Below are 25,795 nucleotides of genomic sequence, written 5' to 3'. Positions count from 1 at the left end.
TTGCGGCCTTCAAAACAACAAGCGATGTCGGCCGCATTCAGACTGAAATGTGGCCCCGATCCGTCGTCCGCGCACGGCACCGGGGCATGTCCGCTTCAAGGCCTCACTGGCAGGCCTCGCAACCCGGATCGTCGATCGCGCAGAACTTGATGTCGGTGGCGGCTTCGCTCGCCGCTCCGACGGTGGCCGGGGCCACCACGGCCAGCGGGGCCGCTGCGTTGGACACGGCATTGAGCTGGCGCCGCTGCACCGTGCTCATCTCGATGTGCGAGGCGCTGGTGGTGCGCAGGTAGTAGGTGGTCTTGAGGCCGCGCAGCCAGGCGAGCTTGTAGGTCTCGTCGAGCTTCTTGCCCGAGGCACCGGCCATGTAGATGTTCAGGCTCTGCGCCTGGTCGATCCACTTCTGGCGGCGCGAGGCGGCCTCGACCAGCCAGACCGGCTCGATCTCGAAGGCGGTGGCATAGAGCTGCTTGAGCTCCTCGGGCACGCGGTCGATGGCCTGCAGCGAACCCTGGAAGTGCTTGAGGTCCATGACCATCACATCGTCCCAGAGGCCCAGGGCCTTGAGGTCGCGCACCAGCCATTCATTGACGACGGTGAACTCGCCCGAGAGGTTGGACTTGACCGAGAGGTTGCCGAAGCTCGGCTCGATCGAGGCATCCACGCCGATGATGTTGCTGATCGTGGCCGTCGGCGCGATCGCCACGCAGTTGCTGTTTCGCATGCCGTGCTCGGCGATGCGGGCACGCAGCGCGTCCCAGTCCATCGCGACCGAGGTGTCGACTTCGACATAGCCTCCACGCTGCTCGGCCAGCAACCGCAGCGAGTCGAGCGGCAGGATGCCCCGATCCCACAGCGAGCCGCGGTAGCTGCTGTAGCGGCCGCGCTCCTCGGCCAGCTCGGTGCTGGCCCAGTAGGCGTGGTAGCAGACGGCTTCCATCGAACGGTCGGCGAACTCCACCGCCTCGGCCGAGGCATAGGGCACGCGCAACTGGTAGAGCGCGTCCTGGAAGCCCATGATGCCCAGGCCCACCGGGCGGTGGCGCAGGTTGCTGTCGCGGGCCTTCTTGACGGCGTAGTAGTTGATGTCGATGACGTTGTCGAGCATGCGCATGGCCGTGCGCACGGTGGCCTTCAGCTTGGCCTGGTCGACCTGGCCGTCCTTGAGGTGACGGGCGAGGTTGACCGAGCCGAGGTTGCAGACGGCGATCTCGCGATCGTTGGTGTTGAGCGTGATCTCGGTGCACAGGTTGGAGCTGTGCACCACGCCGACATGCTGCTGCGGGCTGCGGACGTTGCAGGCGTCCTTGAAGGTGATCCAGGGATGGCCGGTCTCGAACAGCATCGAGAGCATCTTGCGCCACAGGTCCTTGGCCGGCAGGCGCTTGAACAGCGTGATCTCGCCCGTCTGGGTCTTGGCCTCGTAGGCGGTGTAGGCCTGCTCGAAGGCATGGCCGAACTTGTCGTGCAGGTCGGGGCAGGTGCTGGGGCTGAACAGGGTCCAGTCGCCCCCTTCGAGCACGCGGCGCATGAACAGGTCCGGAATCCAGTTCGCGGTGTTCATGTCGTGGGTGCGGCGGCGGTCGTCGCCGGTGTTCTTGCGCAGCTCCAGGAACTCCTCGATGTCGAGGTGCCAGGTCTCCAGGTAGGCGCAGACCGCGCCCTTGCGCTTGCCGCCCTGGTTGACCGCGACCGCGGTGTCGTTGACGACCTTGAGGAAGGGCACGACGCCCTGCGATTCGCCGTTGGTGCCCTTGATGTGGCTGCCGAGCGCGCGCACCGGGGTCCAGTCATTGCCCAGGCCGCCGGCGAACTTGCTCAGCAGCGCGTTCTCCTTGATGGCTTCGTAGATGCCGTCGAGGTCGTCGGCCACCGTGGTCAGGTAGCAGCTGCTGAGCTGGCTGCGGCGGGTGCCGGCATTGAACAGCGTCGGCGTGCTCGACATGAAGTCGAAGGACGAGAGCACCTCGTAGAACTCGATGGCGCGGGCCTCGCGGTCGATCTCGCCAAGCGACAGGCCCATGGCCACGCGCATGAAGAAAGCCTGCGGCAGCTCGATGCGGCGCTTGCTGACGTGCAGGAAGTAGCGGTCGTAGAGGGTCTGCAGGCCGAGGTAGTCGAACTGCAAGTCGCGCTCGGGCTTGAGCGCGGCGCCGAGGCGGGCCAGGTCGAACTGGGCCAGGCGCTCGTCGAGCAGCTCGGCGACGATGCCGCGGCGGATGAACTCGGCAAAGGCCTCCGGATAGCGGTCGGCCATGGCGTGCTGGTCCAACTCCTCGCCGACGATCTCCTTGCGGATCGTGTGCATCAGCAGGCGGGCGGTGACGCGGTTGTAGTCCGGATCCTTCTCGATCAGGGTGCGGGCGGCCAGGATGGCGGCCTTGAAGACCTCGTCGATGGGCACGCCGTCGTAGAGGTTGCGCAGGGTCTCGTCGAAGATGGGTTCGGCCTGCACCTCCTGGCCCAGGCCGGCGCAGGCGGTGACGATCAGGGCTTGTAGGCGGCCCAGGTCCAGCGGGCGGCGCTGGCCGGCATCCATCACATGCAGCACGGGCGCGCCGGCCGGCGGCTGGTCCTGGCCCTGCTTGGCGCGCTCTTGCGCGCGTCGCTCGCGGTAGAGCACGTAGGCGCGGGCCACATCGTGGTGGCCGCCGCGCATCAGGCCGAGTTCGACCTGGTCCTGCACATCCTCGATGTGGAAGCTGCCGCCGCTCGGACGCGAACGCAGCAGGGCGCGCACGACCATCTCGGTCAGGCCGTCGACCGTCTGGCGCACGCTGGCCGAAGCCGCGCCCTGGGTGCCGTGCACGGCCAGGAAGGCCTTCATCAGCGCGACGGCGATCTTGTGCGGCTCGAAGGCGACCACCGCGCCATTGCGCCGGATGATCTGGTAGCCGGCATAGGCCGAGCCGGGCGCGCTGCGCTCGGCGGGCATCGCGGCCGGCAGGGCGGCGCCGGTGGCGGCGGGGGCGGGATTCGTTTGCATGGGCAGGATCCTCATGGAGTCGGGACGGCGCAGGGCCGGGACGACAGGGGTGAAACGCCCCGACGCCGCGACCTCACCGGGGCAGGCAGCCCGGGCGAGCACGCAGCAGCTTGGGGGTGGGGGGACCGGCCGCTCGGGGGCGATCGCCAGACGGGCAGCGGGACCGGCCAGAGGGCGCAGGACCCGCAAGAACAAGGGCCCCCGCAAGCGGCGAAGTCGACGCCGGGTGCCGGGAACATACGGCGCAGGATAGCATGCAGCCCACTATAGCTAGCGCCCCCAGCCCGCACAACCACGCTATATGTGGTTTGTGACCGCCACAAGTCGCCACCCCGGCAAGCCGCGCGGGCCGGCCCCTGCGGGCCAGGCCACGCCGGCTGCGGCCCCGGGCCCATGAAGCCGCATGGATGCTGGCTTGGCGGCCGATTCCAGGCCGCCAGGCCGCATGAACGCTGGCTTCAGGCCTTCGGCGGCCCGGCGGGCGGGAGCTCGCCCGCCGGCCAGATTGCGGGTAAACACGGAAGGCTCGGACCGAGCAGACCCTGCAGCAGCAACCAGTCGAAGCCCGGCCCCGGATCGCCCTTGCGCACCGGCGCCACATGCTGGTGACCGACGACTTCGCGCAGCGGCAGGGCCCGCGCCAGGCCGCGCAGCAGGCCGGCCAGGGCAGCGTACTGGGCCGGCTCGAAGGCCAGGCCCTCCAGGCCCTCCAGCTCGATGCCGACCGAGACATCGTTCACATTCGGCCGACCGCGCCAGACGGAGCGGCCGGCATGCCAGGCACGCTCATGCAGGGGCACGAACTGCAGCAGGCTGCCGTCGCGCCGCAGCAGGACGTGGGCGGACACCTCCAGCCCGCGCAGCGGCTCGAAGCTGGGGTGCGCGGCCGGGTCCAGCGTGCCGGCGAACAGGCGCTCGATCGCATCCCCGCCATAGACGCCGGCCGGCAGGCTAATCGAGTGGATCAGGGCCAGCTCGATGGCCGCGCCAGGCGGCCGGGCATTCCAGTGCGGCGAGGGCCGTCGGGCCGCTGCCGACCACCAGCCCTCGACCAGGCGCGGGCCGCTCACGACGCCGCCCCGGGGCGCGGCGGCTCGCCGGGCTCGCCCCCGTCCTCGGGCCGCAGGATGCCGAGCCGGGCCATGCGGTAGCGCATCTGCCGCAGCGTCAGGCCCAGGCGGGCGCCGGCTGCCGTGCGGTTGCCGTGGTGCAGTTCCAGCGCCCGCACCAGCAGCAGGCGCTCGATGCCGTCGAGCCAGGGCTCCAGGCGTTCGGGCAGGCGCACCGGATCCTGCAGCAGGACGGCGAAGGTGGCGGCGACTTGCTCGGGCGTGGGCGGCGGCGGGGCGACAGGCGATACGGGCGGTGCGGGAGGCGTGGGCGAGTGGAGCGAGCCGTCCGCATCGACGGCGAGGCCGGCGCGCAGCGCCAGCCCGGCAAGCTCCCCGGCCGCACCCGCGCCGGCGGGGGCCGGCGGCAGGTCCAGGTCGTCCGGCCCCAGGGGACCGCCGTGGCTCAGGGCCAGGGCGCGGTGCAGGCGGTTTTCCAGCTCGCGCACATTGCCCGGCAGCGGCTGAACGGCCAGGGCGGCCAGGGCCTCGGGCGCCAGCGCGGCCGGGGGGGTGCCGGCTTCGGCGGCCAGGCGCTGCAGCACGGCCTCGACCAGCAGGGGCAAGTCCTCGCGGCGCTCGCGCAGCGGCGGCAGGGGGATCTCGATCACGTTCAGCCGGTAGTACAGGTCCTGGCGGAAGCGGCCGGCGGCGACCTCGGCGGCCAGGTCGCGATGGGTGGCGCTGAGCAGGCGCACGTCGACCGGCAGCTCGGCGGTGGCGCCGACCGGCCGCACCGCGCGTTCCTGCACCGCGCGCAGCAGGCGGGTCTGCATGGGCAGCGGCAGCTCGCCAATCTCGTCGAGAAAGAGCGTGCCGCCCTGCGCGGCCTGGAAGACGCCGGGCCGGTCCTCCTGCGCCCCCGTGAAGGCGCCCTTGCGGTGGCCGAAGAGCTCGGCCTCGATCAGGGCCTCGGGGATGGCGCCGCAGTTGATCGCGACAAAGGGCCCGGCGCCGCGCGAGGAACGCTCGTGGATGGCCCGCGCGACCAGCTCCTTGCCGGTGCCGGACTCGCCCTGCACCAGCACCGGCGCCATGCTGCGGGCCACGCGCTCGATGCGCTCGCGCACCGCGCGCATCGCGGGCGAGCGGCCGAGCAGGCGCTCGAAGGCGGTCTGCGGCAGGCCGACCGCCGGGCCGGGCGCAGCCGCCGGCAGCGCGGCGGGCAGGCGTTCGGCAGGCCGGGCCGGCGCGGCCGCAGGGCGCGTCAACGGGGCGGCGCCGGCCGGGGCGCGCCCGAGGGCCGAGGCCACGACGGTACGGAACTGGCGCAGGTCGACGGGCTTGGTCAGGTAGTCGAAGGCACCGGCCTTGAGCGCCTCCACCGCATGCGCGGCCGAGCCGTAGGCGGTGACGACGATGCTCTTCTCGGTCCGGTCGCCGGCGCGCTCCAGCTCGTGCAGCAGCTCCAGGCCGCTGCCGTCGGGCAGGCGCAGGTCGGTGATCAGCACGTCGAAGCGGGCGGCGGCCAGGCGCTCGCGGGCTTCCTCCAGCGAGCGGGCGGTCTCGATGTCGTGGCCCTCGCGCAGCAGGGTCAGCTCGTAGAGGGTGAGCAGGTCCGGCTCGTCGTCGACGACCAGCAGGCGGTGGCGCGGGGCGGCGGGGCCGGCGGGCTCGCTCATGGACGGCGTCAGGTACGCGCTTCGGGCGGGGCCGCCGCGCTGGACGGGGCCTGGGGCAGGCGGCGCAGCAGCAGGCGGAAGACCTTGGGATGCCGCTCTGTCGCGGGGCGGCCCTGGTAGTCGATGCGGGCGCCATAGCGGCCGCAAAGCTCGCGGCAAATGTACAGGCCGAGCCCGGTGCCGCGGCTGCGGGTGGAGTGGAAGGGCTCGAAGAGATGGGCCTGCACCTCGGGGGTGATCGGCGGCCCGTCGCTGGCCAGGCTCAGCTCGGCCCAGCCAGCGTCCGCCTCGCGAAGTTGCAGCCAGAGCGAGCCGGCCTCGTGGCGGCTGTGGCGCAGGGCGTTGTCGAGCAGGTTGATCAGCACGCGGCGCAGGTGCTCGGCATCGAAGCGCAGCCAGAGCGGGCCCGCCGGCAGGCTGATCCGCAGCGGCCCCTCGGGCGCAGCCGGCAGGCGCTGCTGCTGCAGCCAGTCCTGCGCAATGGCCGCGCAGGCGGCGCGGGCCTCCAGCGGCGGCGGCGCGGTCGGCGGCACGACAGCCACTTCCATCACATCGTCGACGATGCGCCGCAGCCGCGCGGCATGGTCGGCAATCATGCCGATCAGGCGCACCCGCTGGCCGGGCGGCGGATCCTCGGCCAGCAGGGCATTGGCCTGGGTGATCGCGGCCAGCGGGTTGCGGATCTCGTGGGCGATGCCGGCGGTGACGCGGCCCATCGCGGCCAGGCCCTCGTCGCGCAGCCGGGACTGCACGGCGCGCAGATCCTCCAGAAGCAGCAACTGGTGGCCGCTGCGGCTGGGCCGCAGGCGCAGGCGCAGGGCCGGGCCGGGCTCGCCCTCGGCGGGCAGCAGGTCGCGGCCGGCCTCGGGCCAGGGGCCCTCGTGGCGGGCAGCCTCCAGGGCCCGGGCCAGGCGCGGCGGCAGCTCGGTGGCGCTGCCGTGCAACTCGGGCAACTCGGGCAGCAGCTTGCGGGCGACCGGGTTGGCGCTGCGCAGGCGGCCGCGCGGGTCGAGCACCAGCACGCCGACCTCCAGCTCCTCGATCACCATGCGGTTCAGCTCGGCCTGCTGGCGGGCCAGCTCCAGGCCGCTGCGGGCGGTGCGCTCCTCGCGCGCCAGGCGGCCGGCCATTTCGTGCACGAGCAGGGTGACGAGGAAGAGCCCGCCGCCGGCCAGGCCGGCGCGACTCAGGGCGATCAGCGGCTCGGCGCCGCCGCGCAGCAAGGCCTCGGCCAGCAGCATCAGCGAGGCGGCGGCGGCCACCGCCAGGGCATGGCGGCGCGGCGTCAGCACACCCGCCATCAAGGCCGGCAGCACCAGCAGGGCGGCGCTGTTCAGGCTGGCCCCGGCCACGGCATGCAGGGCGCCGAAGAGCAGCAAGTCCACGCCCAGGGTGGCCAGCCAGGCGCGGTGGCGCAGGCGCACGCCGCGGTCGAGCATGGGGCCGGTCCAGCGCACCGGCAGCAGCCAGACCGCGCAGGCCAGCAGGGCATGGGCCAGGCAGAGACCCAGGATGCGCGGATCGGCGCCGGCGAACTCGGTGGCCAGCAGGCCGGTCAGCAGCAGGGTGAGGCCGAGCAGGGCGCGCGCTGCGACGAAGGTGCGGTAGAGCCGCTCGAAGCCGCTGCCCTCGCCGGTGGCGATGCGGCGCGCTTGGCGGCCGAGGAAGCCCGAATCGGGTGGCAGGCCTTCGCGCCAGACCTCGCGGTCGAAGCGCGAGGCATCGACCCCGGTCGGGGGCCCGGCCGCCTCAGTCGAGGCGCTGCTCGGCCGCACGGCGGTGGGCCTCGCCGCAGAAATAGCGGCCGTCCCCGGCCTGAACCGCCTCGGCCTGCGGCAGGCGCAGGGCGCAGTGGGCGCAGGCGACGATCTCGGCCGGCGACTTCACCGCCGGGCGGGCGGCCGGGGCCGGCGGCGGCGGCTCAGGCGGCTTGCGCCGCGACTTCAGCAGCTTGATCACCAGCAGCACCGCGCCGACGACCAGCAGGACCCGCAGGAAGACACCCATGGCCGGCGGTCCTCAGGCGCCGCCGACGCGGCCCAGCAGCACCTCGGACACGAAGCGCGAGCCGGCATAGGCCAGCAGCAGCAGCAGCGCGCCGCCGTGCAACCAGCGCAGCGCGACACGGCCGCGCCAGCCGAGGGTGTGGCGGCCAAGCAGCAGGCCGGCGAAGACCGCCCAGGCCAGCATCGAGAAGATGGTCTTGTGGTCCCAGCGCCAGTCGGTGAAGGCCACGCCGAAGAGCAGGGTCAGCGTCAGCAGCGCGAAGCCGGCCGCGACGAAATGGAAGGTCAGCTTCTCCAGCCGCAGCAGCGGCAGGCCGCCCACGCTGGCGGGGCGGGCGTGGCTGCGCAAGGCCCGCTCGGCGCGGCGGGTGAGCATGCCGTGCAGCACCGCGATCGCGAACAGGCTGTAGGCCACCATGCCGGTCAGCCAGTGCAAGGGCGCCCAGGGCGAGGACAGGCCGGGCCGCAGATCGCCCGGAATGACCCAGGCCAGCAGCACGCTCAGCACGCCCAGGCCGGCCAGGCCGCGCCGCAAACCGGGCAGTGGCAGCACCCGGCTTTCGACCGCATAGACGGCGATCACCAGCCAGACGGTGAGCGACAGGGCCGGCGCAAAGCCGAAGCGCATGCCCGGATCGCTCAGGCCCAGGCCCAGGGCATGGACCAGCAGGGCCACGGCTTGGGCCAGCCAGGCGGTGAGCAGGGCCGGTCCGCCCCAGCCCGGCCGCGGGCGCAGCACGGCGGCGGCATAGCTCAGCACCGCCACTAGGCTGGCGGTGGCCAGCCAGGCCCCCCCTGCGCTCGCAAGACCGGGAATTACACTCATGCAGCCAGTGTACTGAGCGCCCCGCGGATGCCGCGCCGCGCTGACTTGGCCCCCTTCGCTCCCCGGCTCCCGACCCCATGGCCTCCGCCCTTTCCGACCGCCTGAGTCGCCTCGTCAAGACGATGCGCGGCCAGGCCCGCATCACCGAAGACAACGTCGCCGAGATGCTGCGCGAGGTGCGCATGGCCCTGCTGGAGGCCGACGTCGCCCTGCCGGTGGTGCGCGACTTCATCGCCCGCGTGAAGCTCAAGGCCCTGGGCCAGGAGGTGGTGGGCTCGCTCACCCCCGGCCAGGCCCTGGTCGGCGTGGTGCACAAGGAGCTGGCCCGGACCATGGGCGAGCTGGACGCGAACGGCGAGCCCAAGGCCGGCCCCAGCGAGCTGAACCTGGCCACCCAGCCGCCGGCCGTCATCCTGATGGCCGGCCTGCAAGGCGCCGGCAAGACGACGACCACCGCCAAGCTGGCCAAGCACCTGATCGAGAAGCGCAAGAAGAAGGTGCTGACCGTCTCGGGCGACGTCTACCGCCCGGCGGCCATCGAGCAGCTCAAGACCGTCACCGCCCAGGCTGGCGCCGAGTGGTTCCCCTCGCAGCCCAGCGACAAGCCGGTCGACATCGCCTTGGCCGCGCTGGACCACGCGAAGCGCCATTACTTCGATGTGCTGATCGTCGACACCGCCGGCCGGCTGGCGATCGACGAGGCGCTGATGGCCGAGATCCGCGCCCTGCATGCCGCGCTCAAGCCCATCGAGACGCTCTTCGTCGTCGACGCCATGCAGGGCCAGGATGCGGTCAACACCGCCCGGGCCTTCGGCGCGGCGCTGCCGCTCAGCGGCATCGTGCTGACCAAGCTCGACGGCGATTCGCGCGGCGGCGCGGCGCTGTCGGTGCGCAGCGTGACCGGTGCGCCGATCAAGTTCGCCGGCGTGTCCGAGAAGATCGACGGCCTGGAGGCCTTCGACGCCGAACGCCATGCCGGCCGGGTGCTGGGCATGGGCGACATCCTTGCTCTGGTCGAGGAGGTGCAGAAGGGCGTCGACCTGGCCCAGGCACAGAAGCTGGCCGAGAAGGTCAAGACGGGCGGCTTCGACCTGAACGACTACGCCGACCAGCTGCTGCAGATGCGCAAGATGGGCGGCCTGGGCGCCCTGATGGACAAGCTGCCGGCGCAGTTGCAGGCCCAGGCCGGCGGCGCCGACATGGACCGCGCCGAGCGCGAGATGCGCCGCATGGTCGGCATCATCCATTCGATGACCGCGCTGGAGCGCCGCAAGCCCGAGCTGATCAAGGCCAGCCGCAAGCGCCGCATCGCCACCGGCGCCGGCGTGCAGGTGCAGGAAGTCAACCGCCTGCTGAACCAGTTCGACCAGATGCAGGGCATGATGAAGAAGATGAAGGGCGGCGGCCTGATGAAGATGATGAAGCGCATGGGCGGCCTGAAGGGCGGCCTGCCCGGCGGCTTCGGCGGCTGAACGCCGGCCCCCACCAACGACAAGGCCCGCGCGATGCGGGCCTTCTTGTTGGCGCGCGGTGCGGCGCTTCAGACGCGCACGAGGTTGTCGCGGTGGATCAGCTCGGCCTCGTTCATGTAGCCCAGCAGCTCGGCGATGCGGGCCGAGGGCTGGCGCGCGATGCGCCGCGCCTCGCTGCTGGCGTAGTTGGCCAGGCCGCGGGCGATGTCGCGGCCGTCCGGGGCCTTGATGGCGATCACGTCGCCGCGCGCGAATTCGCCCTGCACCTCGACGACGCCGATCGGCAGCAGGCTCTTGCCTTCTTCGCGCAGCTTGGCCGCCGCGCCCTTGTCCACCACGACGGCGCCCCGGAGCTGCAAGTGATCGGCCATCCACTGCTTGCGGGCCGCGAGCTTGGCCGTCTGCGCGACGAGCAGGGTGCCGATGCGCTCGCCGCGCATCAGGCGCAGCAGGGCATCCGGCTCGCGACCCCAGGCGATCACGGTGGAGGCGCCGCTGCCGGCCGCGCGCTTGGCGGCCAGCACCTTGGTCAGCATGCCGCCGCGGCCGATCGCGCTGCCCGCGCCACCGGCCATCCGCTCCAGCTCGGGCGTGCCGGCCGCGGCCTCGTGCACGAAGGCGGCATCGGGCACCTTGCGCGGGTCGGCCTCGTAGAGGCCGGGCTGGTCGGTCAGGATGACGAGCAGGTCGGCCTCGATCAGGTTGGCCACCAGCGCACCCAGGGTGTCGTTGTCGCCGAACTTGATCTCGTCGGTGACGACGGTGTCGTTCTCGTTGATGACCGGGATGACCTTCAGGCCCAGCAGGGTCAGCAGGGTCGAGCGCGCATTCAGGTAACGCTCGCGGTCGGCCAGGTCGGCATGGGTGAGCAGCACCTGCGCACTGGCCAGGCCCTGCTCGCGCAGCAGGGTTTCGTACATCTGGGCCAGGCCCATCTGGCCCACGGCGGCAGCGGCCTGCAGCTCGTGCAGTTCGGTGGGCCGGGTGGCCCAGCCCAGTCGCTTCATGCCTTCGGCGATCGCGCCGCTGGAGACCATCACCACCTCGCGGCCCTCGCGTGCCAGCGCGGCCAGTTGCCGACACCAGGTGCCGATGGCCTCGGCGTCGATGCCGCGGCCTTCGTTGGTCACCAGGCTGGAACCGACCTTGACGACGATGCGCCGCGCAGCGGCCAGCACCGGGCTGGGGGCAAGGGGGGACGTGGGGGCGACCATCGGCTCAGGCAGTCTCGGGACGTAGGGGAAGGGGGCGGGGCCGCTCAGCGGAAGCGCGGATCGTCCGCATCGGGCGCAGGCGGCGGCGCTTCGGACAGCCCTTGTTCCGGCGTGTCGAAGCGGGCATCCGGCTCGACCGGGTGCACCTGACGCAGCGCGACATGCTGCCAGATGGCCCGGATCAGCGGCTCGCAGCCTTCGCGGGTCAGGGCCGAGACCTCGAAGACCGGGCCCTTCCAGCGCAGGCGCTTCAGGAAGTCCTTGCGGCGGGCCTCGCGCTCCTCGGCCGGGACCATGTCGAGCTTGTTCAGCACGATCCAGCGCGGCTTGGCATGCAGCTCGTCGTCGTACTTCTTCAGCTCGGTGACGATGGCGCGGACCTGCTGCACCGGGTCGACGCCATCGAAGGGCGCGAAGTCGACGAGGTGCAGCAGCAGGCCGGTGCGCTGCAAGTGACGCAGGAACTGGTGGCCCAGGCCGGCGCCCTCGGCCGCACCCTCGATCAGGCCGGGGATGTCGGCGACGACGAAGCTCTGGCTCGGCCCGACCCGCACCACGCCCAGGTTGGGATGCAGGGTGGTGAAGGGATAGTCGGCGATCTTCGGCCGGGCATTGGAGATGGCCGTGATCAGCGTCGACTTGCCGGCATTGGGCATGCCGAGCAGGCCGACATCGGCCAGCACGCGCAGTTCGAGCTTGAGCTCGCGGCGCTCGCCGGGCCAGCCCTTGGTGCTCTGGCGCGGCGTGCGGTTGGTGCTGCTCTTGTAGTGCAGGTTGCCGAAGCCGCCATCGCCGCCGCGGGCCAGCAGGATGCGCTCGTCGGGCACCAGCAGCTCGGCCAGCGGTTCCTCGCTGGCGGCATCGCGGATGATGGTGCCGACCGGCACGCGCAGTTCGATGTCGCCCGCGGCAGCGCCGTACTGGTCGGAACCGCGGCCATGCTCGCCGCCCTTGGCCTCGTAGCGGCGCGTGTAGCGGAAGTCGATCAGGGTGTTGAGGTTGCGATCGGCCACCGCGAAGATGCTGCCGCCGCGCCCCCCGTCCCCGCCGTTGGGGCCGCCGAAGGGGATGAACTTCTCGCGGCGGAAGCTCACGCAGCCATTGCCGCCATTGCCGGCAATGACCTCGATCTCGGCTTCGTCGACGAATTTCATCCTGGGCTCCGAAGCGGGGCTGCCCGGCGGGCGGGCCCCAGAAACACGAAAGCCCCGGCAGGCCGGGGCTCGTGGCGCGACCGGGACGGTCGCGTCAGCGGCCTGAAGCTCAGGCCGGGGTGACGATCACGGTACGGCGATTGCGCTCGCCCTTGACGGCGAAGGACACGATGCCGTTGGTCAGCGCGTACAGCGTGTGGTCCTTGCCGATCCCGACATTGGTGCCGGGATGGAACTGGGTGCCACGCTGGCGCACGATGATGCCGCCAGCCGAGATCACCTGGCCGCCGTACACCTTGACGCCAAGCATCTTCGGCTGGGAATCGCGACCGTTGCGGGTTGAGCCGCCGCCCTTTTTCTGTGCCATGTTTCAGCTCCTTGCGGAATGAGGCCTCAGACGTTCACCGCGCTGATCGACAGCTCGGTGAAGTTCTGCCGATGGCCCTGGCGCTTCTGATAGTGCTTGCGGCGACGCATCTTGAAGATGCGCACCTTGTCATGACGGCCGTGGGCCACAACCGTGGCCTGGACCGTCGCGCCGGCAACCAGGGGGGTCCCGATCGTCAGGTCGGCGCCGCTACCCACGGCGAGCACCTGGTCGATCACGATGTCCTGGCCGACGTCCGCAGCAATCTGTTCTACCTTGATCTTCTCGCCGACGGCAACCTTGTATTGCTTGCCACCGGTTTTTATGACCGCGTACATATCAGCCTTTCTCACGCGCTTGCGCGCGACACACTTGGGAACGATCCGCGGGGCGAAACGCTCCCGTCCCGGTCCCCGCGCCGGCATGCCAGGCGGGCCGTGAACGGGCGCTCAGCCCGTCCTCAGCCCCTGCCCGGTGGCACGGGAACATCCTCGCCCACACTCGCGGCCCAGGCATTTCGGCCGGCCACATGAAAAGCGAAGCCCGCGAGGATAGCACAGACCATCCCGCCCTCAGCCTGCCTGCGGGCAACGCAGCGCCGGATCCCGGAGGGAAGCCGGGGGCAAGAGACCCCCTTCCTATAATCTGGAACGAATCCCGGTCCGTCATGAGTTGCGCCGAAGAAGCCCCCGCCTGTCCCGCTGAAGCCCGAAGTCCCGCCGAACTGCTTGCGGAGGACATGGCTGCGGTCGATGCCGTGATCCATCGCCGCCTGCATTCCGAGGTGGCGCTGATCCAGCAGATCTCGCACTACATCGTGAGCGCCGGCGGCAAGCGCATCCGGCCGATGCTGGTGCTGCTGTTCGCGCGTGCGCTGGGCTTCCAGGGCAGCGAGCGGCATGAACTGGCGGCGACGGTGGAGTTCATCCACACCGCCACCCTGCTGCACGACGACGTGGTCGACGAGTCCTCGCTGCGCCGCGGCCGCGAGACGGCGAACGCCCGCTTCGGCAATGCGGCCAGCGTGCTGGTCGGTGACTTCCTGTACTCGCGGGCCTTCCAGATGATGGTCTCGGTCAACCGGCTGCGCGTGCTGGACGTGCTGGCCGATGCGACCAATGTGATCGCCGAGGGCGAGGTCTTGCAGCTCATGAACATGCACGACCCCGACCTCAGCGAGGCGGATTACCTGCGTGTCATCCGCTGCAAGACCGCCAAGCTCTTCGAGGCCAGTGCCCGCCTGGGGGCGGTGCTGGCGGAAGCCTCGCCGACCGTCGAGGAAGCCTGCGCCGCCTATGGCCAGGCTCTGGGCACGGCTTTCCAGCTCGTCGACGACCTGCTCGACTACGAGGGCGATGCCACGGCGCTGGGCAAGAACGTCGGCGACGACCTGCGCGAAGGCAAGGCCACCTTGCCGCTGCTGATCGCGATGCAGCGCTGCACGCCCGAGGAACGCGCCCTGCTGCGCACGGCCATCGAACAGGGCGAGACCGAAAAGCTCGACGAGGTCCTCGCCATCGTGCGCAGCACGGGCGCGCTGCAGGCCACCCGCGAAGCGGCCCAGGCCGAGGCGCGACGGGCACAGTCCTGCCTCGCGCAACTGCCGGCCTCGGACGCTCACGAAGCTCTGTTATACTTTTGTGCTCAGTCGGTGCAACGCACCTTCTGAGCTGGATGAGGGCCTGAACGCAACCCGGCGTTCCATCGACAAGCCCTTGCATCCTCGAAGCAATGCGATGTGATTCGCCTTGCGGGGCCCACCGAGGGCCCGGTCGTGCAGACCCAATATCGGGGTGTAGCTTAGCCTGGTAGAGCGCTACGTTCGGGACGTAGAGGCCGGAGGTTCGAATCCTCTCACCCCGACCACTATCATCGCAGGACGATGACGCGATCCGAGACAGCCTGTGAAGGCTCGGATGGATTCTTCCCCCCGTTTGTCCGCCTTCCGGCCCCGCGCCGCGCTGCCGCATGGCCGCTGCCGCCACCGGGCGACCATGCCAAGCCGCCAAGCAGGGGGGATGCGCCCGTGCTGTTCCGGGCTTACACCGTGGGGACCACGGTCGATGATCGCCCCGCCATGGTTCCCTCCTCCAGCCCCTCCCTGGCCGAAACCCTGGCCGCCTCGCCGCGCAGCACGCTTTCGGGTGCTGCGCGCGTGCTGGTGCATGCGGGCCGGCTGGGCCTGCCGCAGGCCGAAGCCCTGGTGCGGCTGGCGCGCGAGCAGAACCAGAGCTTCGTCGCCACCGCCATCGCACAGCGCGCGATCGAGGCCGCGGATCTGGCCCACACCCTTGCGATGGCCCTGGCCATTCCGCTGCTCGACCTGGATGCGGTCGACGTGCAGAAGCTGCCGCGCCAGATGCTCGACAGCCGGCTCAGCGCGCAGTACCAGGTGGTGGTGCTGAGCCGGCGCGGCAACCGCCTCTTCATCGCCGCGGCCGACCCGACCAGCCAGGAAGCCGCCGAGCGCATCAAGTTCGCGACCCAGTTGCTTCCCGAATGGGTGATCGTCGAGCACGACAAGCTGCTGCGCCTTATCGAGCACCAGACCACCAGCGCCAACGAGGCCATCGATGCGCTGACCGTCGGCGAGATCGAGTTCGACATCGCCGAGGAGCGCCCCGGCCCCGAGACCGCCGAGACGAGCAGCGAGGTCGAGGATGCGCCGGTCGTGCGCTTCCTGCAGAAGATGCTGATCGATGCAGTCAATGCGCGGGCTTCGGACCTGCACTTCGAGCCCTTCGAGTCCAACTACCGGGTGCGCTTCCGCATCGACGGCGAGCTGCGCGAGATCACCCAGCCGCCGCTGGCCATCAAGGACAAGCTGGCCTCGCGCATCAAGGTCATCAGCCGGCTCGACATCGCCGAACGCCGCGTGCCGCAGGACGGGCGCATGAAGCTGAAGTTCGGCCGCAAGGCCATCGACTTCCGCGTCAGCACGCTGCCGACGCTGTTCGGCGAGAAGATCGTCATCCGCATCCTCGATTCCTCCAGCGCCAAGCTCGGCATCGAGGCCCTGGGCTACGAGGCCGAAGAGCGCGACCGCCTGCTGGCCGCCATCCGCCGGCCCTACGGCATGGTGCTGGTCACCGGGCCCACGGGCTCGGGCAAGACGGTCTCGCTCTACACCTGCCTGAACCTGCTGAACCAGCCGGGCGTGAACATCTCGACCGTCGAGGACCCGGCCGAAATCAACCTGCCGGGCGTGAACCAGGTCAATGTCAACGAGAAGGCGGGGATGAACTTCGCGGTCGCGCTGCGCGCCTTTTTGCGCCAGGACCCGGATGTCATCATGGTCGGCGAGATCCGCGACCTGGAGACCGCCGACATCGCGATCAAGGCCGCGCAGACCGGCCACATGGTGATGAGCACGCTGCACACCAACGACGCGCCGACCACGCTGAGCCGGCTGCTGAACATGGGCGTGGCGCCCTTCAACATCGCATCCAGCGTGATCCTCATCACCGCCCAGCGCCTGGCCCGCAAGCTCTGCGAGCAATGCAAGGCGCCGGCCGACTACCCCCATGAGGCCCTGCTGCGCGCTGGCTTCCGCGAGGCCGATCTCGACGGCCGCTGGCGGCCCTACCGCGCGGTCGGCTGTGCAGCCTGCACGAATGGCTACAAGGGCCGCACCGGCATCTATCAAGTCATGCCGATTTCGGACGAGATCCAGAAGATCATCCTGGCCCATGGCCATGCGCAGGACATCGCCCGCCAGGCCCAGAAGGAAGGCGTGCGCGACCTGCGCCAGTCGGGGCTGCTGAAGGTGCGCGCCGGGGTCACGACCCTGGAGGAAGTGATCTCGGTCACCAACGAATAGCCGGTCTGCCGCGATGCCCCCCCTTGCCCGCCCAGCCCCCCGCAAGTCCGCGGAGCGGGACCACCTCTACGAATGGGAAGGCCGCGACCGCAGCGGCAAGCTGGTGCGCGGCGAGATGCGCGCCATCGGCGACATGGCCGTGCAGGTCAGCCTGCGCCGCCAGGGCATCCTGGTGCAGAAGCTGCGGCGGCGGCGCAGCCCGCAGGGCGGTCGCATCAAGGCCAAGGACATCGCGATCTTCACCCGCCAGATCGCCACCATGATGCGCGCCGGCGTGCCGCTGCTGCAAAGCTTCGAGATCGTCGGCCGCGGCAGCGCCAAGCCCCGGGTCGGCAAGCTGCTGGCCGAGCTGAAGTCCGACATCGAGACCGGCACCAGCCTGTCCGATGCCTTCCGCAAGCATCCGATGCACTTCGATGCGCTGTACTGCAACCTGGTCGAGGCCGGCGAGGCGGCGGGCATCCTCGACACGCTGATGGACCGTCTCGCGCTCTACCAGGAGAAGACGCTCGCCATCCAGGCCAAGATCAAGTCGGCCCTGGTCTATCCGCTGGCCGTGCTGCTGGTGGCCTTCGTGGTCGTGGCGGTGATCATGATCTTCGTGATCCCGGCCTTCAAGGAAGTCTTCGGCAACTTCGGCGCCGACCTGCCGGCGCCGACGCTGGCGGTGATGGCGATGTCCGATGTCTTCGTCGAATCCTGGTACCTGATCTTCGGCCTGCTGGGCTTCGGCAGCTACTTCTTCATGCAGAGCTGGAAGCGCTCGCCGGCCATGCAGCGGGTGATGGACCGGCTGCTGCTCAAGTTGCCGATCTTCGGGCCGCTGGTCACCAAGTCGGTCATCGCGCGCTGGACGCGCACGCTCTCGACCATGTTCGCCGCCGGCGTGCCGCTGGTCGAGGCGCTGGATTCGGTCGGCGGGGCCTCGGGCAATGCCGTCTACCGCGAGGCGACCCAGCAGATCCAGCGCGAAGTGGCCGCCGGCACCGCGCTGACGCCGGCCATGCATGCCACCGGCGTGTTCCCGGTGATGGTGCTGCAGATGAGCGCGATCGGCGAGGAGGCCGGCTCGCTCGACCACATGCTCGGCAAGGCCGCCGAGTTCTACGAGCAGGAAGTCGACGAGGCGGTCAAGGCCCTGTCCAGCCTGCTGGAACCGGTGATCATCGTCGTGCTGGGTACGATCATCGGCGGCATCGTCGTCGCGATGTACCTGCCGATCTTCAAGCTGGGTCAGGTGGTCTGACCCTTCCTCTTCCCGATGCCCTTCGACGTCTTCCTCGACCTGCTGCTCAGCGCCCCGGTCCTCGGCCTGCTGGGCCTGTTGATCGGCAGCTTCCTCAATGTCGTCATCCACCGCCTGCCGCAGATGATGGAGCGCGACTGGCGCCGCGAGAGCGCCGAGCTGCTCGAGCTGCCGGCGCCCGATGAGGGCCCGCCGCTCTCGCTGCTGCGTCCCGGCTCGCGCTGCCCGCACTGCGGCCATGCGCTGCGCTGGCACGAGAACCTGCCGCTGATCGGCTGGCTGCGGCTGCGTGGCCGCTGCGCGGCCTGCCGCAGCCCGATCAGCCCGCGCTACCCGCTGGTCGAGGGCCTGACGGGCCTGCTCTTCGCCGGCCTGGCCTGGCGCTTCGGTGCCGATCCGGTGCTGCTGGCCTGGGCCGGCTTCGTGGCCGTGCTGATCGCCGCGGCCGGCATCGACTGGGACACCACCCTGCTGCCCGACAGCCTGACCCAGCCCCTGCTGTGGGCCGGCCTGATCGCCGCCGCCCTGGGCTGGACGCTGCCGCTCGACCAAGCCCTGTGGGGCGCCGTGGCCGGCTACGGCGTGCTGTGGACGGTGTTCTGGCTGTTCAAGCTGCTTACCGGCAAGGACGGCATGGGCGCGGGCGACTTCAAGCTGCTGGCCGCGCTGGGCGCCTGGCTGGGGCCGGCCATGCTGCTGCCGGTGCTGCTGGCAGCCTCGCTGATCGGGGCTGCGGTGGGCCTGGGGCTGAAATCCGCCGGCCATTTGCGCGAGGGCCGCTACGTGCCCTTCGGCCCCTTCCTGGCCGGTGCGGGGCTGCTGGTGCTTTATGCCGGGCCGGCGCGCGTGAGCGCCTGGATGGGCTGGGCATGAACCCGCGCGGCTTGCGCATCGGCCTGACGGGCGGCATCGGCAGCGGCAAGAGCCGGGCCGCCGAGGCCTGGGCCGCACTGGGCGCGCAGCGGCTCGATGCCGATGCGGTGGCCCGTTCGCTCACCGCACCGGGCGGGGCGGCGCTGGCGGATCTGCAAGCCGCCTTCGGGCCGGACATCCTGGCGGCCGATGGCGGTCTCGACCGCGCCGCGATGCGGGCCCGCGCCTTTGCCGATCCGGCCGTGCGGCTGCGGCTTGAAGCGCTGCTGCATCCGCGCATCGGCGCCGCGCTGCGCGCAGCCCTGGACGCGGCGACGGGCCCGGTGCAGGTGGTCGAGATCCCGCTGCTGGTCGAGCAGCATGCGCGGTGGCGACCGCTGCTCGACCGCATCCTGGTCATCGACTGCCCGGTCGAGCGGCAGATCGAGCGGACGATGGCCCGCTCGGGCTGGCCGCGCGCGCAAGTGGAAGCCGTCATCGCCCAGCAAGCCAGCCGGGCCGCGCGGCTGGACGTGGCCGATGCCGTGATCGACAACGCCCGCGACGACCCGGCCGCGCTCGACGCCGCGGTGCGGGCGCTGTGGGCCCGCTGGCTCGGCACATCCCCCCCCGGCGAAGGCGCGCACGCCCCCGGGTGAACCCGGGTCGCTGTGGAACAATCCGCTGCCGCATGTCCGCGGAGTGGCCGGCCTTGATCCTGTACGAATACCCGTTCAACGAGAGCACCCGCACCCTGCTGCGGCTGGAGCACCTCTGTGGCCGGCTCGCCACGCTGATCGCGCGCGAGGAGGCGCTCGACCATCATCACGCCCTGGCGGCGCTGTTTGAGATCGTCGACGTCGCCGCCCGGGCCGACCTGAAGACCGACCTGCTGCGCGAGCTGGACCGCCATCGCGCCCAGCTCGCGCAGTTCCGCGGCAACCCGGCCATCGCCGAGGGCCGGCTCGAAGCCTTCATCCAGCGCATCGACGGCTGCCATGCCGCCCTGCAGCAGACCGTCGGCAAGGCCGGCCAGGGGCTGAGCGGGAACGACTGGCTGATGAGCATCCGCAGCCGCATCACCATCCCCGGCGGCACTTGCAGCTTCGACCTGCCGGCCTACTACGCCTGGCAGCAAGGTCCGGCAACGCGTCGCCAGCAGGACCTGCAACACTGGACCCGACCGCTCGAGCCCTGGGTCGACGCCCTGACCCTGGCCCTGCGCCTGATACGCGAGGCGGGCCACCCGCAGATGGTGGCCGCACCCGGCGGGCTCTTCCAGCAGAGCCTGCCGCAGAACCGGAGCTTCCACCTGCTGCGCCTGCGCCTGCCGCGCGAGCTGGATCTGGTGCCGGAGATCAGCGGCCACCGCCTGCTCGTCTCCGTGCGCCTGATGCGCCAGGATGCCGAGGGCCGGCTCCGGCCCGCCCAGGAAGACACCAGCTTCGAACTGAGCTTGTGCGGATGAGCACCTCGCCCCGCCCGGCACCCCGGCTGCCCTGCCCCACCTGCCGGCGGCCCAGCCTCTTCGCCCCCGAGAACCCCTGGCGCCCCTTCTGCAGCGAAGCCTGTCGGGAGATCGACCTGGGCGCCTGGGCCAGTGCCGATTACCGCGTGCCCAGCGAGCCACTCGACCCGGGCGTGGAGGAATCCTCGGCGAACCCCCGACAGGGGGCCGCGCGCGATATGTAAAAACCCCCAAAACGGATGCACACTGCTGACAACCACCTTGCCTGAGGTTGTCATGAAGTTTCGCTTCTGCACCCCCCACCATCTGCCTGAGTCCTGGGCCGCGGACCGGCATGCCGTGACGGCGGACGTCTGGTCTCAAGCCCAAGGCCTGAGCGAGGCGGAGCCCTTGGGTCGCTACCCGGCCACACCGGCCGCAAACTCTGCAACCGGTCGGACTTTTTCGAGCCAGGCCACGGTGGCCGTCGGCACGCTAGCGGCCAACGACGCGGTGCTCAGCCCGCGCTGAATCCGGGCCTGGAAGCCCGGTTCAGTCGCCCGCCGCTTCCTCGGCCAGCCAGTCCAGCACCGGCAGGGTGCCCGGCAGCACCGGCGCCACCTCCACCGGCAAGCGCGACCAGGCCATCTGCTGGCCCTCGCGCATCTCGAAGCCACCCGTCCAGGCGCGCACCTTGCAAAAGTGCAACCGCACCCGGGCATGCGGATAGTCCATCACATGCACCCGCCAGGGCTGGGCCGGACCGATGGTGATGCCGATCTCCTCGATCAGCTCGCGGCGCAGGGCCTGCTCCACGGTCTCGCCGGCTTCCAGCTTGCCGCCCGGGAATTCCCAGTGGCCGGCGTAGACCTTGCCCTCCGGCCGCGAGCACAGCAGGAAGCGCCCCTGCGCATCGAAGAGCACACCGACCGCCACATCGACCGGCACCCGGTCCGTCGCCTCGGTCGCGCTCATGGCTGGATCCGCCCGACATGGTCGCGGGCGAATTGCCAGGCCACGCGGCCCGAGCGCGAGCCGCGCTCCAGCGCCCAGACCAGGGCCTCGCCGCGGGCCGCCTCGATGGCCGCCGCATCCAGGCCGAAATGCGCCAGCCACTGCGCGACCACGGCCAGGTACTCGTCCTGGCTGAAGGGGTAGAAGCTGATCCAGAGACCGAAGCGCTCGGACAGCGAGACCTTTTCCTCGATGGCCTCGCCGGGATGCAGCTCGCCGTTCGCATCGTGACGGGCCGCCAGGTTGTCGCGCATCTGCTCGGGCAGCAGGTGGCGGCGGTTGCTGGTGGCGACGATCAGCAGGTTGTCGCTGAGCTGGCTGATCGAACCGTCGAGCACCGACTTGAGCACCTTGTAGCCCGACTCGCCCTCGTCGAAGCTGAGGTCGTCGCAGAACAGGATGAAGCGCTCGGAGCGCTCGGCCACCAGGTCGACCAGATCGGGCAGGTCGACGAGATCGGCCTTGTCGACCTCGATCAGCCGCAGGCCCTGCGGCGCGAAGGCGTTCAGCGCGGCCTTGACCAGCGAGCTCTTGCCGGTGCCACGCGCGCCGCTGAGCAGCACATTGTTCGCGCCGCGGCCGGCGACGAACTGCGCGAGATTGCGCACCAGGCGCTCCTTCTGCGCATCGATTTCCTGAAGCGCGTCGAGCTGGATGGTGGCCGCATGGCGCACCGGCTCCAGCACGGCCGCGCCGCGCCGGCGGCGGTAGCGGAAGGCATGGGCGGCCGACCAGTCCGGCGCCTGCAACTGCGGCGGCAGCAGGCCTTCCAGCCGGGCCAGCAGGGCCTCGGCGCGGGCCATCAGGGCATTCAGATCGGACATCGGCAGCTCGTGCAGACAGGGGCTTCCCCGGGAGCGCGGCAGTGTAGCCAGCGCCCTCCCCCCGGCCACGGTCGCCGGGCCGACCGTGGCAGGAGCCTGTCGACGGCCCCGACCGCAGGCACGGGCGACTCAGCCGCCGGGCGGCCAGCGGCGCAGCGCCGAGCCGGCGATCAGCACGGTCTGGTCGCCCGGCCGCGGCTGGATGGGATGCAAACCGGTGAAGGCGCCGAAGGCCGGCAGCAGGCCGACCTGGCGGCGCGCGTCGAAGTGGAAGCAGGGCAGGCGCAAGGATTCGCCGGCCGCCCGCAGCCGCAGGCCGGGATGGATGTGGCCGGCCAGCACCGCCCGGCCGGGCTGCGGCCGGGGGTGGTGGGCCAGGGCCAGGCCGCCGAGCGGCCAAGGCTCGTCGACCACGGCAAAGCCCAGGGCGGCCGGCGGATCGCCGGCGCGGTCGTCGTGGTTGCCGCGCACCAGGGTGAGGGCCAGGCCCGGATGCGCGGCCCGCCAGGCCGCCAGCGCCGCACCGGCCGGGCCGTCGCGGGCGGCGGCAGCATGCAGCAGGTCGCCCAGCACGATCAGCGCGCGGGCGCCGGTCTCGGCCAGCGCGGCACTCAGGCGATCGAGCGATTCGGCGCTGCTGCCCTGCGGCACCGGCACGCCCAGGCGGCGGAAGCTCTGGCCCTTGCCGACATGCAGGTCGGCGATCAGCAGGGTGGCGTGCCCGGGCAGCCAGATGCTGCGGTCGGCGCGCAGCAGCAGGGTCTCGCCGCCCCAGGCCAGTTCCATCGTCGCCCCGGGCTCAGCGAGCGATCAGGGCCAGCGTGGCGTCGAGCTGTTCGGTCGGCAGGCGGCGGAAGTCGCTGCGTGCATAGCGCTGCAAGCGGCCCTGGGCCAGGGCGATCAGCGCCGCGGCGCGCAACTGCGCATCGACCGTCGGCGTCGGCGAGCCGGCGGCCTCGGCCGCCGCGCGCAGCACCTGGCGGCACTGCGATTCGAGGCGGTCGAAGAACTGGTTCATGCGTGCGATCAGCCGCGCATGCTCGGTGACCAGGGCATCGCCGACCATCACCCGCACCATGCCCGGGTTGCGCTCGCCGAATTGCAGCAGCACGGCCACCATGCGCGCGGCGGCCCGCGTGCCGTCGGGCTCGCGGTCGGCAATCTGCTGGACCAGGCCGAAGAGGCTGGACTCGATGAACTCGATCAGGCCCTCGTACATCTGGGCCTTGCTCGCGAAGTGGCGGTAGAGCGCCGCCTCGCTCAGGCCGAGCCGGGCCGCCAGCGCGGCGGTGGTCACGCGCTCGGCGCCCGGCTCCTGCAGCATGGCGGCCAGGGCCTGCAGGATCTGGATGCGCCGCTCGCCCGGCTTGGGCCGCTTGCGCCCCGACGCCGGTGCGTCGGCAGGCACGGGCGAAGCCCCGCTGTCGGCCGGCGGAAGGTCGGGGGTATCAGCCATGGAAAGTGAGTGCACGCAAGCGGTTGAGGCCTGAAATTCTGGCACACACATGGGCTGGCCTTCGGCCCGGGCGCTGCCAGGCCGTGGGGGGTGGCGAGCCCGCCGGCACGGTGGGTGGCCCCGCCCGCAGGCGCTTCAGGCGTGGCGACTGCGGGCGGTGGTAGCCCTGCATCCAGACCGTGCGCCAGCCTTCGCGGCGCGCGGCGCGAAGGTGGCCCGGCGTGTCGTCGACCAGCACGGCGCGATGCGCGGGCAGCTTCAGCCGCGCCAGCAGGTGGCGCAGCATGCGGGCGTCGGGCTTGGGGCGCCACTGGCCGAAAACGCGCATGGCCTCGATCGCGATCACCGCCTCGAAGCCGCGCCAGCCCAGGCTGCCGAGCACCCGCGCGGCATAGGCCGCCGGCCCGTTGGTCAGGATGAACTTGCGGCCCGGCAGCCGCGCCAGGGCCTGCGCATCGCTGCGCGGCCGGCGCAGCCGGGCCTCCAGGCCGGGCAGGCGGTGGGTCTCGGCCAGGAAGTGATGCGGGTCGGTGCCGTGGTGGCGGATCAGGCCGAGCAGGGTGGCGCCGTGGCGCTGCCAGTAGGCCCGGCGGCGCGCGTCGGCGGCGGCGCGGTCCAGGCCCAGGCTGGCCTGGAGGTAGTCCGTCATCGCGCCATTCAGCGGGCCGAAGGCCGCGAGCGTCGCGTCGTGCAGGGTGTCGTCGAGGTCGAAGAACCACACCGGCCGGCGCGGCCAGGCGGTCGGCTCGACCGGCGGCGCGCCGTAGGCCGGCGACGTGCCGGGCGCCGCCGCCCGGGCACGCCCACCCGCCCGGGCGGCGCGGTAGCTCAATGCGAGCGGATCATGGTGCCGAAGGCGCCATCGGTCAGCACCTCCAGCAGCATCACATGCGGCACCCGGCCGTCGATGATGTGCACGGCATTGACGCCGCTCTTGGCGGCATCCAGCGCGCCTGCGATCTTGGGCAGCATGCCGCCGCTGATGGTGCCGTCGGCGAAAAGCTCGTCGATCTGCCGGGCCGACAGATTGGTCAGCAGCTTGCCGGCCTTGTCGAGCACGCCGGTGGTGTTGGTCAGCAGCATCAGCTTCTCGGCGCGCAGCACGGTGGCAAGCTTGCTGGCGACCAGATCGGCATTGATGTTGTAGCTCTCGTTGCGCTCGCCGAAGCCGATCGGGCTGATGACCGGAATGAACTGGTCGTCCTGCAGGGCCTGCACCACGCTCGGGTCGATGGACTCGATCTCGCCGACCTGGCCGATGTCGTGCTCCTTGCTCGGGTCGTCCTTGTCGAGCATCTTCAGCTTGCGGGCGCGGATCATCGCGCCGTCGCGGCCGGTCAGGCCCACGGCCTTGCCGCCGGCCGCATTGATGAGGCCGACGATGTCCTGCTGCACCTCGCCGCCGAGCACCCATTCGACGACTTCCATCGTCTCCTCGTCGGTCACCCGCATGCCCTGGATGAAGCTGCCCTTCTTGCCGATCTTGGCCAGGGCCTCGTCGATCTGCGGCCCGCCGCCGTGCACGACGATGGGCTTCATGCCGACCAGCTTGAGCAGCACCACGTCCTCGGCGAAGTCGGCCTGCAGGGCCGGATCGGTCATGGCATTGCCGCCGTACTTGATGACGATGGTCTTGCCGTGGAACTTGCGGATGTAGGGCAGGGCCTGGGCCAGGATCTCGGCCTTGTCGCGCGGGGCGATGGCGGCCAGCTCGGGGGTCGGGGTGCTGCTCATGGCGGGGGTCGGCCGGTGAAGAAAGGGACGCAAATTCTAGGGTTGCCCCGGGGCGCGGCCGTGACGGCCGGCGGCCCGCTTCAGGCGCCGGGCGCCAGCGCCAGCAGCAGCGCATAGCGGCCGGCCTTGCCCAGGGCCATCCAGGCCAGGCAGGGCCCGGCGGGCAGGCGCAGCGCGCCGGCAAGCACGCAGAGCGGGTCGCCGACCAGCGGCAGCCAGCTCAGCACGCAGGCCTTGGCGCCATGCCGGGCCAGCAGCGCGCGTGCACGCCGGCGGGCGGGGGATTCGGTGGACTCGGCCGACCCGGGCGGGGCCGGCGCGCCCGCGCCCCCGGGGCGCAGCAGCCGCGCCAGGCCACGGCCCATGGCCCAGGAGATGGCGCCGCCCGCGGTGTTGCCCAGGCTGGCGGCCAGGAAGGCCGGCAGCAGCAGCTCGGGCCGCAACTGCACCAGGGCCAGCAGGGCCAGCTCGGAGCCACCCGGCAGCAGGGTGGCCGACAGCAGGGCCAGCAAGCCCAGGCCCAGCAGCAGCGGCGCCGCCGCCGAAGGCCCGGCGGCCAGGGCTTGCAGGGCCTGCGAGAGCCCGGCCAGGTAGCCCATCGGGTCGCTGGGCAGCAGGGCCAGGGGGGGCAGATCCATGCCGCGCA

General features: G+C 71.3%; 25 protein-coding genes and 1 tRNA gene. 9 read left to right on the top strand and 17 right to left on the bottom strand.

Going from position 1 to position 25,795, the window contains the following annotated elements:
- Positions 1-103: 103 nt before the first annotated feature.
- The 6 genes from JI742_RS04635 to JI742_RS04610 form a co-directional block, all read right to left on the bottom strand.
- Positions 104-2,986, bottom strand: coding sequence for a ribonucleoside-diphosphate reductase subunit alpha (locus tag JI742_RS04635; protein ID WP_201824371.1), 2,883 nt, complete (start codon positions 2,984-2,986; stop codon positions 104-106).
- Between the two features lie 458 nt (positions 2,987-3,444).
- On the bottom strand, positions 3,445-4,056 hold the full coding sequence (gene ampD, locus JI742_RS04630) for a 1,6-anhydro-N-acetylmuramyl-L-alanine amidase AmpD (RefSeq protein WP_201824369.1): 612 nt from the start codon (positions 4,054-4,056) through the stop codon (positions 3,445-3,447).
- A complete protein-coding gene (locus tag JI742_RS04625) occupies positions 4,053-5,717 on the bottom strand; it encodes a sigma-54-dependent transcriptional regulator (protein ID WP_201824367.1) in 1,665 nt (554 codons plus the stop codon). The genes ampD and JI742_RS04625 overlap by 4 nt, the downstream gene beginning before the upstream one ends.
- Positions 5,718-5,725: 8 nt before the next feature.
- Positions 5,726-7,492 carry a sensor histidine kinase gene (locus tag JI742_RS14120; protein ID WP_201824365.1) on the bottom strand — a complete coding sequence of 589 codons (1,767 nt, stop codon included), beginning with the start codon at positions 7,490-7,492 and terminating at the stop codon, positions 5,726-5,728.
- Entirely contained in the window at positions 7,467-7,724 is a 258-nt protein-coding gene (locus JI742_RS04615; RefSeq protein WP_201824363.1) for a PP0621 family protein, read from the bottom strand. The genes JI742_RS14120 and JI742_RS04615 overlap by 26 nt, the downstream gene beginning before the upstream one ends.
- Positions 7,725-7,736: 12 nt before the next feature.
- The gene (locus JI742_RS04610; protein WP_201824361.1) at positions 7,737-8,549 is read right to left on the bottom strand and encodes a cytochrome C assembly family protein; all 813 of its coding nucleotides are present in this window, start codon (positions 8,547-8,549) and stop codon (positions 7,737-7,739) included.
- A 77-nt stretch (positions 8,550-8,626) separates the two neighbouring features.
- Between JI742_RS04610 and ffh the strand changes: the two genes are divergently transcribed.
- Complete coding sequence (gene ffh / locus JI742_RS04605; protein ID WP_201824357.1) at positions 8,627-10,021, top strand: signal recognition particle protein; 1,395 nt, start codon at positions 8,627-8,629, stop codon at positions 10,019-10,021.
- Between the two features lie 68 nt (positions 10,022-10,089).
- Here the strand turns inward: ffh and proB are convergent, their stop codons facing one another.
- The 4 genes from proB to rplU all read right to left on the bottom strand — a co-directional run bounded on the left by proB (position 10,090) and on the right by rplU (position 13,094).
- Complete coding sequence (proB, locus tag JI742_RS04600) at positions 10,090-11,235, bottom strand: glutamate 5-kinase (protein ID WP_201824355.1); 1,146 nt, start codon at positions 11,233-11,235, stop codon at positions 10,090-10,092.
- Between the two features lie 44 nt (positions 11,236-11,279).
- Positions 11,280-12,389, bottom strand: a complete 1,110-nt coding sequence (cgtA, locus tag JI742_RS04595; protein ID WP_201824353.1) for an Obg family GTPase CgtA — start codon at positions 12,387-12,389, stop codon at positions 11,280-11,282.
- A 109-nt stretch (positions 12,390-12,498) separates the two neighbouring features.
- The gene (gene rpmA, locus JI742_RS04590) at positions 12,499-12,756 is read right to left on the bottom strand and encodes a 50S ribosomal protein L27 (RefSeq protein ID WP_201824351.1); all 258 of its coding nucleotides are present in this window, start codon (positions 12,754-12,756) and stop codon (positions 12,499-12,501) included.
- Positions 12,757-12,782: 26 nt separating this feature from the next.
- Complete coding sequence (rplU, locus tag JI742_RS04585; protein ID WP_182665018.1) at positions 12,783-13,094, bottom strand: 50S ribosomal protein L21; 312 nt, start codon at positions 13,092-13,094, stop codon at positions 12,783-12,785.
- Positions 13,095-13,423: 329 nt separating this feature from the next.
- Between rplU and ispB the strand changes: the two genes are divergently transcribed.
- The 8 genes from ispB (at position 13,424) to JI742_RS04545 (ending at position 20,366) form a co-directional block, all read left to right on the top strand.
- The gene (ispB, locus tag JI742_RS04580; RefSeq protein WP_201824349.1) at positions 13,424-14,425 is read left to right on the top strand and encodes an octaprenyl diphosphate synthase; all 1,002 of its coding nucleotides are present in this window, start codon (positions 13,424-13,426) and stop codon (positions 14,423-14,425) included.
- Between the two features lie 120 nt (positions 14,426-14,545).
- Positions 14,546-14,622: transfer RNA gene (locus tag JI742_RS04575), tRNA-Pro, on the top strand.
- 211 nt (positions 14,623-14,833) lie between these two features.
- Complete coding sequence (pilB, locus tag JI742_RS04570; RefSeq protein ID WP_201824347.1) at positions 14,834-16,576, top strand: type IV-A pilus assembly ATPase PilB; 1,743 nt, start codon at positions 14,834-14,836, stop codon at positions 16,574-16,576.
- Positions 16,577-16,589: 13 nt separating this feature from the next.
- The gene (locus JI742_RS04565) at positions 16,590-17,822 is read left to right on the top strand and encodes a type II secretion system F family protein (RefSeq protein WP_201824345.1); all 1,233 of its coding nucleotides are present in this window, start codon (positions 16,590-16,592) and stop codon (positions 17,820-17,822) included.
- A gap of 15 nt (positions 17,823-17,837) precedes the next feature.
- Positions 17,838-18,695, top strand: coding sequence for a prepilin peptidase (locus JI742_RS04560; protein WP_201824343.1), 858 nt, complete (start codon positions 17,838-17,840; stop codon positions 18,693-18,695).
- On the top strand, positions 18,692-19,333 hold the full coding sequence (coaE, locus tag JI742_RS04555; RefSeq protein ID WP_201824341.1) for a dephospho-CoA kinase: 642 nt from the start codon (positions 18,692-18,694) through the stop codon (positions 19,331-19,333). The genes JI742_RS04560 and coaE overlap by 4 nt, the downstream gene beginning before the upstream one ends.
- 53 nt (positions 19,334-19,386) lie before the next feature.
- A complete protein-coding gene (gene zapD, locus JI742_RS04550; protein ID WP_201826361.1) occupies positions 19,387-20,142 on the top strand; it encodes a cell division protein ZapD in 756 nt (251 codons plus the stop codon).
- Entirely contained in the window at positions 20,139-20,366 is a 228-nt protein-coding gene (locus JI742_RS04545) for a DNA gyrase inhibitor YacG (protein ID WP_201824339.1), read from the top strand. Before zapD ends, JI742_RS04545 begins: the two co-directional genes overlap by 4 nt.
- 307 nt (positions 20,367-20,673) lie before the next feature.
- On the opposite strand, the gene JI742_RS04540 is transcribed toward JI742_RS04545, so the two are convergent.
- From JI742_RS04540 to JI742_RS04510, 7 genes are all read right to left on the bottom strand, one after another.
- Positions 20,674-21,096, bottom strand: coding sequence for an NUDIX domain-containing protein (locus tag JI742_RS04540; protein ID WP_201824337.1), 423 nt, complete (start codon positions 21,094-21,096; stop codon positions 20,674-20,676).
- The gene (locus tag JI742_RS04535) at positions 21,093-21,959 is read right to left on the bottom strand and encodes an ATP-binding protein (RefSeq protein WP_201824335.1); all 867 of its coding nucleotides are present in this window, start codon (positions 21,957-21,959) and stop codon (positions 21,093-21,095) included. Before JI742_RS04535 ends, JI742_RS04540 begins: the two co-directional genes overlap by 4 nt.
- Positions 21,960-22,088: 129 nt before the next feature.
- Entirely contained in the window at positions 22,089-22,745 is a 657-nt protein-coding gene (pdeM, locus tag JI742_RS04530; RefSeq protein WP_201824333.1) for a ligase-associated DNA damage response endonuclease PdeM, read from the bottom strand.
- 13 nt (positions 22,746-22,758) lie between these two features.
- On the bottom strand, positions 22,759-23,415 hold the full coding sequence (slmA, locus tag JI742_RS04525) for a nucleoid occlusion factor SlmA (RefSeq protein WP_201824331.1): 657 nt from the start codon (positions 23,413-23,415) through the stop codon (positions 22,759-22,761).
- Positions 23,408-24,247, bottom strand: coding sequence for an HAD family hydrolase (locus JI742_RS04520; RefSeq protein WP_236676781.1), 840 nt, complete (start codon positions 24,245-24,247; stop codon positions 23,408-23,410). Before JI742_RS04520 ends, slmA begins: the two co-directional genes overlap by 8 nt.
- Complete coding sequence (gene argB / locus JI742_RS04515) at positions 24,244-25,149, bottom strand: acetylglutamate kinase (RefSeq protein ID WP_201824328.1); 906 nt, start codon at positions 25,147-25,149, stop codon at positions 24,244-24,246. The genes JI742_RS04520 and argB overlap by 4 nt, the downstream gene beginning before the upstream one ends.
- Before the next feature lie 80 nt (positions 25,150-25,229).
- On the bottom strand, positions 25,230-25,787 hold the full coding sequence (locus tag JI742_RS04510) for a YqaA family protein (RefSeq protein ID WP_236676780.1): 558 nt from the start codon (positions 25,785-25,787) through the stop codon (positions 25,230-25,232).
- Positions 25,788-25,795 lie beyond the last annotated feature (8 nt).

Origin of the sequence: Piscinibacter lacus, assembly GCF_016735685.1 — a bacterium.
Classification (GTDB): Bacteria; Pseudomonadota; Gammaproteobacteria; order Burkholderiales; family Burkholderiaceae_C; genus Aquariibacter; species Aquariibacter lacus.
This window is presented reverse-complemented; position numbering and strand designations above follow the sequence as displayed.